General features: G+C 71.2%; 7 protein-coding genes. 5 read left to right on the plus strand and 2 right to left on the minus strand.

The window, feature by feature from the left end:
- Positions 1-5 precede the first annotated feature (5 nt).
- From ACFU5G_RS15600 to ACFU5G_RS15610, 3 genes are all read left to right on the plus strand, one after another.
- Entirely contained in the window at positions 6-1,247 is a 1,242-nt protein-coding gene (locus tag ACFU5G_RS15600) for a cytidylyltransferase domain-containing protein (RefSeq protein ID WP_377246219.1), read from the plus strand.
- Between the two features lie 58 nt (positions 1,248-1,305).
- Positions 1,306-2,199, plus strand: coding sequence for an N-acetylneuraminate synthase family protein (locus ACFU5G_RS15605; RefSeq protein WP_377246222.1), 894 nt, complete (start codon positions 1,306-1,308; stop codon positions 2,197-2,199).
- A gap of 152 nt (positions 2,200-2,351) precedes the next feature.
- Positions 2,352-3,368 carry a glycosyltransferase family 2 protein gene (locus ACFU5G_RS15610; protein WP_377246225.1) on the plus strand — a complete coding sequence of 339 codons (1,017 nt, stop codon included), beginning with the start codon at positions 2,352-2,354 and terminating at the stop codon, positions 3,366-3,368.
- Positions 3,369-3,469: 101 nt separating this feature from the next.
- On the opposite strand, the gene ACFU5G_RS15615 is transcribed toward ACFU5G_RS15610, so the two are convergent.
- Both ACFU5G_RS15615 and ACFU5G_RS15620 read right to left on the minus strand, forming a co-directional pair.
- Positions 3,470-4,693, minus strand: coding sequence for a DUF6716 putative glycosyltransferase (locus tag ACFU5G_RS15615; protein ID WP_377246228.1), 1,224 nt, complete (start codon positions 4,691-4,693; stop codon positions 3,470-3,472).
- A complete protein-coding gene (locus tag ACFU5G_RS15620) occupies positions 4,690-5,763 on the minus strand; it encodes a hypothetical protein (RefSeq protein ID WP_377246231.1) in 1,074 nt (357 codons plus the stop codon). Before ACFU5G_RS15620 ends, ACFU5G_RS15615 begins: the two co-directional genes overlap by 4 nt.
- A gap of 163 nt (positions 5,764-5,926) precedes the next feature.
- Between ACFU5G_RS15620 and ACFU5G_RS15625 the strand changes: the two genes are divergently transcribed.
- Complete coding sequence (locus ACFU5G_RS15625; RefSeq protein WP_377246234.1) at positions 5,927-6,922, plus strand: ABC transporter permease; 996 nt, start codon at positions 5,927-5,929, stop codon at positions 6,920-6,922.
- Complete coding sequence (locus ACFU5G_RS15630) at positions 6,915-7,907, plus strand: ABC transporter ATP-binding protein (protein ID WP_377246237.1); 993 nt, start codon at positions 6,915-6,917, stop codon at positions 7,905-7,907. The genes ACFU5G_RS15625 and ACFU5G_RS15630 overlap by 8 nt, the downstream gene beginning before the upstream one ends.
- The last annotated feature ends 101 nt before the right edge of the window (positions 7,908-8,008 follow it).

Genomic DNA, 8,008 nt, shown 5'->3' on the forward strand with positions numbered 1-8,008 from the left:
AAAGCATGCCAGAGACAGCCGGCCCGTCGGCCATCGTGATCATCCCGGCCCGCGGCGGTTCGCAAGGGGTCCCGCTGAAGAACCTGGCACGGGTCGACGGCATCACGCTCGTCGGCCGGGCGGTCCAGGCCGCGTCAGCGGCCCCGTCGGTAGGGACCGTCATCGTCTCCACGGACCACGACGAGATCGCGGCCGAGGCGCTGTCGCACGGAGCCCGGGTGGTGGCCCGCCCCGCGGAGATCGCCGGGGGGGCGGCGTCGTCGGAGTCCGCGCTGCTGCACGTCCTGGAGCGGGTCGAGGCCGGCGACGGGGGTCTGCCCCCGCAGGAGATCCCGCCGGTCACGGTGCTGGTGCAGTGCACCTCTCCGTTCATCGATCCCGCGGACCTGGACGCCGCCGTGCGGACCGTCGCCGAGGGGAAGAAGGACGTGGTCGTCGCCGTCTCCGAGACGCACGACTTCCAGTGGCGGATCGACGACGGCGTGGCGAGCCCGGTGGGCCACACCACCGAGTACCGTCCGCGGCGTCAGGAGCGGGCCCCGCACTACCGGGAGACCGGCGCCTTCTACGTGATGCGCACGGACGGGTTCCGGGAGAGCGGCACGCGGTTCTTCGGTGACGTCGGCATCCAGCCGGTCGCCCCGGAGTGGTCGATCGAGATCGACGAGCCGCGCGACCTGTGGCTCGCCCGGCAGCTCGTCGACCAGGACGTCGACACCTCGCCCGAACCGCTGGACGTCGACGCCCTGGTGACCGACTTCGACGGCGTGCACACCGACGACCACGCCTACGTCGACCAGGACGGGACCGAGCAGGTCAGGGTGAGCCGTGGCGACGGGATGGGTGTCTCCCGCCTCCGCCGCACGGGGATCCCGATCCTGATCCTGTCCACCGAGACCAACAAGGTCGTCGCCTCCCGCGCGAGCAAGCTGCGCGTCCAGGTGCTGCACGGTGTCGAGGACAAGGCCACCGCGCTGCGCGGCTGGCTCGCGGAGCACGGCCTCGACCCGGCCCGGGTCGCGTACGTCGGGAACGACGTCAACGACCTGCCCGCCATGGCGGTCGTCGGCTGGCCGATCGCGGTCGCCGACGCGCGTCCCGAGGTGAAGGCGCAGGCCAGGATCGTGCTGTCCCGGGACGGCGGAGACGGTGCGGTTCGTGAGGTCTGTGACCGTATACTCGCCTCGCGTCCGGGTGAAGTCGCGCCCGGTGCCGGCACCGCCCAGGCTCCCGCCGTCACCGGATAGCCATCGACAAGCCGTACGAGCACTACCCTGTGCAAGACATCTTCGGAAGGACCTCGTTATGAGCGCGACGAACGCGCAGCCCACGCCGGTCGCCATCGGCGAGCACCAGGTGGGCGCTGACCAGCCGGTCTACGTGATCGGCGAGATCGGCATCAACCACAACGGTGACGTCGAGATCGCCAAGAAGCTGATCGACGTCGCGGTCGAGGCCGGGTGCCAGGCCGTGAAGTTCCAGAAGCGCACGCCGGAGATCAGCACGCCGAAGGACCAGCGCGACAAGATCCGTCAGACGCCCTGGGGCGAGATGACGTACCTCGAGTACAAGTACAAGGTCGAGTTCGAAGAGCCCGAGTACACCGAGATCGACACGTACGCCAAGGAGAAGGGCATCCAGTGGTTTGCCTCTCCGTGGGACGCCCCGTCGGTCGAGTTCCTCGAGAAGATGAACGTGCCGACCCACAAGGTCGCCTCCGCCTCGGTGACGGACCACGAGATGCTGCGCGCGCTGGCCGCGACCGGTAAGCCGATCATCCTGTCGACCGGGATGTCGACGCTGGAGCAGATCGACGCCGCCGTGGAGATCCTGGACTCGAGCAAGCTCGTGATCCTGCACTCCACCTCGACCTACCCGCTTCCCCCCGAGGAGGCGAACCTGCGCACCATCACGACGCTGCAGGAGCGCTACGGCGTGCCCGTCGGCTACTCGGGCCACGAGACCGGCCTGCAGATCTCGATCGCGGCCGTCGCGCTGGGCGCCGTCGCCGTCGAGCGGCACATCACGCTCGACCGCGCCATGTGGGGCTCGGACCACGCCTCCTCGCTCGAGCCCAAGGGCCTCGAGAACCTGGTGCGCGACATCCGCATCCTCGAGAAGGCTCTCGGCGACGGCCAGAAGCGCGTCATGCCCGGCGAGTTCTCGCCGATGTCGCGGCTCCGCCGCGTCGACGCGTAACAGCTGCACCTGTCGGGGGCGGACGCCGCATGTGCGCGGCGTCCGCCTCCGATGTTTCCGGAACGGACAGAACACGAGATCGTGGACCTGTGGGTCCTGCCAACGCGTCAACGAGAGGGGGCCTCGTGCCCGAGCGGGTAGAGGCGGCGAGCATGCCGTTGGTGACGGTGGTCGCCGTCGTACGTGACGAGGAGCCCTACCTCGAGGCGATGGTGCGCTCGGTCCTGGGCCAGGACTATCCCCACCCGCTGCACGTGGTGCTGTCGGTGGGGCCGTCCAAGGACCGGACCCGTGAGATCGCCGACAAGCTCGCGGTCGAGACCGGCCGCGTCACCGTGGTGGACAACCCGACGGGCTCCAAGCCGCTCGGCCTGAACGCAGGCCTGGAGCGCATGCCCGAGGGACACTCGATCTTCGTCCGCGTGGACGGCCACACGGTGGCCGAGCCCACGTACGTGCGCCGCGCGGTGGAGGCCCTCCAGGCCGCGGGCGCGGACGGCGTCGGCGGGCAGATGCTTCCCGTCGGCGACACCCCCGTCCAGAAGGCCGTGGCGCGCGCCATGAGCCACCCGGCGGGACTGGGCGCCGCGTCGTTCCACACGGGCGGCGTCGCCGGCCCGGCCGAGACCGTCTACCTGGGCACGTTCCGCCGCGAGGCGCTGGAGCGCGTGGGCGGGTACTCGCCCGTGTACGTGCGGGCCCAGGACTGGGAGCTGTGCCTGCGGCTGCGCAACAGCGGCAGCCTGCTGTGGTTCGACCCGTCGCTCGTGGTCGAGTACAAGCCGCGCCGCACGCTGGGCGCCATCGCCACGCAGTTCTGGCGCACCGGCATGTGGCGCCGCGAGGTGGTGCGCCGCAACCCCGGCACCGCGAACCTGCGCTACCTCGCCCCGCCGACCGCAGTCGTGGTGCTCGCCGCGTCCGTGCTGGTGGCGATCGCCGGCGGCGTCGCGGGCTCGCTGCCCGTGACCGTGGTGGGCCTCGTGGCGCCCGCCACCTATCTGCTCGGCGTGCTGGCGGCGTCGGCGCACGCCGCTACCCGCCGCCCGCGGCTCGACCTGCGCTCGGCGCTGGCCCTGCCCGCGACGCTCGTGACGATGCACATGGCGTGGGGTGCCGGGTTCCTGCGCGGGCTCACGGAGCGTGTGCGGGTCGACGACGGCGTCTGACCCCGCCGAGGTAGAACCAGGGCGAGGTAGAACCGCAGGTGCGCTGCGGTTCTATCTCGCCCTGGTTCTACTTCGCTGCGGTTCTATCTCGGGGAGTGAGGTCAGGCCTTCTTGTCCAGGAACAGCAGCCGCACCGGACGGGTCACCAGCCGGATCCCGGCGTAGACGAACCGGGGCAGGTACATCTGCGAGTACATCCGCAGGTAGCGCAGGCGCAGCCACGGCTTGACCTCGGCCAGCTCGGTGAGGGTCCCGGCCGCGCGGCGGGCCGCCAGCTCCCGGACGGTCGCCGGCAGCTCGGACTCCCCGGCGTGCAGGTAGTTGTCCTCGAGCCAGGCGGTGTCGGGCTCCGGCCCGCCCGCGCGGAACGCCTCGGCGGCGTCGGCCACGGGCAGCACGCAGCCGCTGCCGGCGAACGGCGCGTTGAGCAGCTCGGGGGTCACGCCGAAGTCGTCGATGATGACGGTCGACAGGCCCAGGGAGAGCGACTCCATCGCGGCGGTCGAGCTGACCGTCATGAGCGCGGAGCCGGCCTGCAGCCACTCGGCCATCGGGCCGTCGACGAACCGCAGCGCGTCGCTGCGGTGCCCGAGCTTCTCGTGCTCGGCGTCCCACAGCTCGTCGTACGGGAAGGCCTCGTTGTGCGTCTGCCGCTCGCCCTTGCGGGCGCGCAGCTTCACGATGACCTCGAAGTCGTCCTCGGCGAGCTTCGCGAGGCGGTCCAGCAGGGTGACCCGGTCGGGCCGGTTGTCCGGCACCTTGGCCTGCGCCGCGAACACGACGCGCTTGACCGGCTCGGCGCCCAGGCTCCCGGCCGTGTGCTCCAGGAACGGCAGGTGGGCCAGCGGCACCTCGGGCGTGACCCCGTGCGCGGCGAAGGCCTCGCGGTACGCGTCGACCTCGAGCCGGCTGTGCACCACGAACGCGTCGCACCAGCGGCGCCAGCCCGTGCCCTTCGGCGTGGCGGGCAGCGCCATGCCGGGCAGCCCGGTGATCAGGGCGGGACGGCGCTTGCCCGCCGCGGCGACGACGGCGCGCGCCACGACCTCGGCGACGGGCCCGGTCGCGGCGATGAGCACGACGTCGGGGCTGGTGTCCCGGACCTGCGCGGCGAGGTCTCGGAGGAGCAGGACGGCGGGCCGGACCACCGAGGACCCGGCGACAGCGGCGGCGATCTGACTGGTGGTCGGCGCGATCGGCGTCTTGACGATCACGGCCGAGCGGTCCAGGCCGCTGTCGTCGGCCGGGCCGAGCCTGTCCAGCGACGCGCATGCCCACTTCAGATACGAGTCGCTGTCCGCGACCGCGAGCACGCGGATGGTCATTCGTTCGCCTCCGGGGAGTCGGTTTCCGAAGCGTCGTCGGCTGCTGCCCGGGCCTGCCGGGCGAGCTCGACGACGCTGGTCAGGTGTGCTCGCTGTTCGGGTGTCGCGCGCGGCGTCCACCAGTCGGCGGGCACGTCGAGCGCGGTGACGGGGACACCGAGCGGTGAAATGATAGTGGTCAACAGGATCGTCGACGTCGACGGCAGGCTCAGCACGCGCTGGCCCGCGCGCAGGCCCCGCAGCCGGATCTCGACTGGGGCCCCGGGGGCGTCGACGGTCACGCCGTCGATCTCGGCCAGGGTCGCGAGCAGCTCCGGGGTCTGGCGGCGGTGCGGCAGGTAGCGCAGTGCGCTCTCCTTCGCCAGCGACCGGATCCAGTCGACGTACCGGTGCGGGTCGATCAGCTTGTCGGCGGCCATCGCCGAGCCGACGACGATCGTCGGCTCGGGCATCGCCTCGTCGGCGGGCTGCGCGGTGAGCCAGCCGAACTGGTTGTGCCGCACGTCGAAGCCCTGGGCCCGCAGGCCGGCGGACAGGTCGGGGGTGAGCGGCATGGCGGTGAAGATCGTGACGCGGCCGTCGGCGGCGAGGGAGCGCAGGCGGCCGGCCGCGACGGCACCGAGCCGACGCCGGGGGGCGCGCGCGGGCCGGCCGATCCGGACCAGGGGAGCGCGGCGCACCAGGAGGCGGCACAGCTCGAGGGTGGCCAGGCCGTCGTCGACCAGCACCACGCGCTCCGGGCGGCGCAGGGGAGCGGTGGCCTGGAACAGGCCGGAGAAGGCGTCGCCCACGAGCCAGCCGGGCTCGCGCGCGGTCAGGGCGCTGCGGCGGCCCGCCAGGTCGAAGGTCAGTCCGTCGGGGAGGCTGAGCTCGCGCACCGCGGACAGGGCGTCGCCCAGCGCGGGGACGTCGTCGCGCACGTGCACGTGCGTCTCGGTTCCGCCGTATCCGGCGGCGTGCGCTTCGACCGTGCAGAGCAGCTGCAGCGGCGACTCGACCAGGGCGCCGGCCACACGCGGGAACGCGGTGCCCGGGTCGGTCGTTCGAGGAGCGGGACGGGGGTGCTGCACGCGTGGAGTCTCTCACGGGAGACGTCCGCCGAGGTCCGGCGGGCGTGGTCCCACCCGCTGCTACAGCCGTCCCGGCCAAACTGCTAGGGTCCGTGACCCGCTAGGATCGAACGGCCGGATCGTCCCCGGCAGTGCCCCCGACCAGACAGGTATTTCCCAAACCGTGAGCACACCTACTACCGACGCGGCAGCGCCAGCAAAGCCTGCCGCCAGCGGTGATGCTAAAACGCCACCGCCGCCGCTCGTCCCCGGCACGACGTCTGCCGAGCGGCTCGCTCTCGCGAAGAAGTACGGGCTGCGCCCCCTGAACGTCCGCCCGCCGCTGGGCGAGTACATCCGTGACCTGGCAGGCCGCTGGGCCTTCATCCGCGTCCTGGCCACGTCGACCGCGTACGCCAAGAACCAGAACAACTACCTGGGCCAGCTCTGGGCCGTGCTCAACCCCATCCTCAACGCGGCCGTGTACGTGCTGATCTTCGGCATCCTGCTCGGCCTCAACCGGGGTGTGAACAACTCGATCGCGTTCATCGTGATCGGCGTCTTCATGTACCGCTTCATCGAGTCCTCGGTGACCGGCGGTGCCAAGTCCATCAGCGGCAAGACCCAGCTGCTGCGTTCCCTGCACTTCCCGCGCGCCGTGCTGCCGATGTCGACGGTGCTGTCGCTGCTGACCACGCTGCTGCCCGCGATCGTGGTCATGTGCATCGTGACGCTGCTCAGCGGGCTGCTGCCCGGCTACGCGATGATCCACATCACCTGGTGGTGGCTCCTGCTGCCCGCCGCCGTGGCGCTGATGTGGATCTTCAACACCGGGCTGGCCTTCATCATGGCCCGGTACGTGGCCACGACGCCCGACGTCGAGAACGTCCTGCCGTTCGTCATGCGCGTCGTGATGTACGCGTCCGGCGTCATCTTCCCGATCGTCGGCCACCTCGAGAAGCTGCACATCCCCGAGGCGTTCAAGGCGGTCGTCGGCGGCATCCTGGAGTACCAGCCGGTCGCGGTGTACCTGTACCTGGTGCGCTCCGTGCTGATGCAGGAGGAGCAGTTCCCGCCCAGCGGCCTGATGTGGGCTCTCGGCGGGGTGTGGGCCGTGGTGTTCTTCGTGGTCGGTTTCATCGTGTTCTGGCGCGGCGAGGAGAGGTACGGACGTGACTGAGGCCGACGAGCACATGGACTTCGACCTCGAGATCGAGCCCGAGGACGAGGGTGAGGAGGCGCTCGAGACCGATCTCGGCGACCCCTGCCTCGTGGTGGACGACCTGCACGTGGTCTACCGCGTCATCGGCGGCCGCGCGCGCAAGGAGGCCGAGAAGAAGGGCACCGAGGTCCGCGAGATCAAGGTCAAGGAGCCCTTCTTCAAGCGGCTGCTCCAGTCGGGCCGCCAGCACGTGGGCGCCGTGAGCGAGGTGCACGCCGTGCGCGGCGTCTCCTTCACGGTGCGGCACGGCGAGTCCGTCGGGATCGTCGGCGTCAACGGCTCGGGCAAGAGCACCATGCTCCGGGCGATCGCCGGCCTCATGCCGCCCAAGAAGGGCAGCGTGCACGTCTCCGGCGAGCCGTCGCTGCTCGGCGTGAACGCCGCCCTCATGCCGCAGCTCTCGGGCGAGCGGAACATCATGATCGGTGGCCTCGCGCTCGGGCTCACGCCCAAGGAGGTCGACGAGAAGTTCGACGAGGTGGTGGAGTTCGCGGGCATCGGCGACTTCGTCTACCTGCCGATGAAGACGTACTCGTCCGGCATGGGCGCGCGCCTGCGGTTCGCGATCTCGTCGGCCGCCTCGCCGGACATCCTGATGATCGACGAGGCGCTCGCCACGGGCGACGCCGCCTTCAAGGAGCGCAGCAAGTCGCGCATCGAGGACGTCCGGGCGAACGCGGGCACCGTGTTCCTGGTGAGCCACTCGATCTCGACGATCGAGGCCATGTGCACCCGGGTGCTGTGGATGCACCAGGGGCAGCTCGTCATGGACGGTCCCGTGCACGAGGTCGCCGACGCGTACAAGAAGTTCGTGCGCGCACAGCGGCCCGGCGGCATGACCCCCGCGCGGCGGCGGGCGATCCAGCGCAAGCGCGCTGCCGAGGAGGCGGCGCGCAAGAAGGCCGAGGCCGAGGAGAAGAAGGCCGCGGAGGCGCGGGCCTGATTCTGCTGGGGCTGGGTGGCCCTGGGTGGGTCCGGGTGGGCCCGGAATGATCGGTAGAAGGTCAGGTGGTCGGCGGGCACGTCCATCAGGGCCGCCAGTTC

It is taken from the genome of Promicromonospora sp. NPDC057488, assembly GCF_042802395.1.
Lineage (GTDB): Bacteria > Actinomycetota > Actinomycetes > Actinomycetales > Cellulomonadaceae > Promicromonospora.

Coding starts and splice junctions, on each gene's coding strand:
- ACFU5G_RS15600 (WP_377246219.1), top strand. CDS start 6: ATGCCAGAGACAGCCGGCCCGTCGGCCATCGTGATCATCCCGGCCCGC.
- ACFU5G_RS15605 (WP_377246222.1), top strand. CDS start 1,306: ATGAGCGCGACGAACGCGCAGCCCACGCCGGTCGCCATCGGCGAGCAC.
- ACFU5G_RS15610 (WP_377246225.1), top strand. CDS start 2,352: ATGCCGTTGGTGACGGTGGTCGCCGTCGTACGTGACGAGGAGCCCTAC.
- ACFU5G_RS15615 (WP_377246228.1), bottom strand. CDS start 4,693: ATGACCATCCGCGTGCTCGCGGTCGCGGACAGCGACTCGTATCTGAAG.